Genomic DNA, 628 nt, shown 5'->3' with positions numbered 1-628 from the left:
GACCGCGATCCGGTCGGCAGGGGTCATGCCGAGTCGGCGCAGCGTACGGACGAGATCCCGCGTCACCTCGCCAAGCGCGCCGTAGTTGAGGACCGGCCGGCCCGGGGCGAGCAGCGCGGGCGCCGTCGGCGTCTTGCGGGCGTAGAAATCGAGAAGGCCGCCGATATCGGCGAATATCTTCGTTTCGGCGGCCGTGCCGCCTGATTCCTCCGGAGCCGGGAGTGTGACGTCCGACAATTCCGTTCCCTTTTGATGCGATTGAGCTATTCTTCCAAGAAGTTGGGGAACGCGTCCAGTCTGAGGTGAAGTTTTGGGCCCAAAATCTGTGGTTGAGGCGCCCTAAAGCCCTTCGACGGAATTGGGGTCGGGCAGAAATCACCATGCTGGAGAATGAGCCGGACACGGGAGCAGAAGGCGGGCTGAAGCGCTGGCTCGAGGGCATCGGCCTTGGCCATTACTCCGATCTCTTCGCACAGCACCGTCTCGATCTCGACGTCATGGGCGACCTGACCGAATCCGATCTGGTCGAGCTCGGATTGCCGCTCGGCGATCGCAAGCGGCTCCAGCGGGCGATGGCGGCGTTGTTCCAGGCGGAAACGGCGCTGGCGCCCGCGACGACGGTGCGGCC

2 protein-coding genes are annotated in these 628 nt (G+C 64.6%); one reads left to right on the top strand and one right to left on the bottom strand.

Features of this window, described 5'->3' with window-relative positions; genetic code table 11:
• Window positions 1-237 (bottom strand): hypothetical protein (locus MOV74_RS39845; RefSeq protein ID WP_246933071.1); only part of this gene is annotated, 237 nt, incomplete at its 3' end.
• Window positions 238-380: 143 nt separating this feature from the next.
• On the opposite strand from MOV74_RS39845, the gene MOV74_RS39840 reads away from it, so the two are divergent.
• A partial coding sequence (locus tag MOV74_RS39840) for an SAM domain-containing protein (protein WP_246933070.1) occupies window positions 381-628 on the top strand: 248 nt, incomplete at its 3' end.

This window comes from Bradyrhizobium sp. SHOUNA76 (genome assembly GCF_023006445.1).
GTDB lineage: Bacteria > Pseudomonadota > Alphaproteobacteria > Rhizobiales > Xanthobacteraceae > Bradyrhizobium.
The sequence above is the reverse complement of the archived record's forward strand: the minus strand, read 5'-3'. Positions and strand labels throughout refer to the sequence as shown.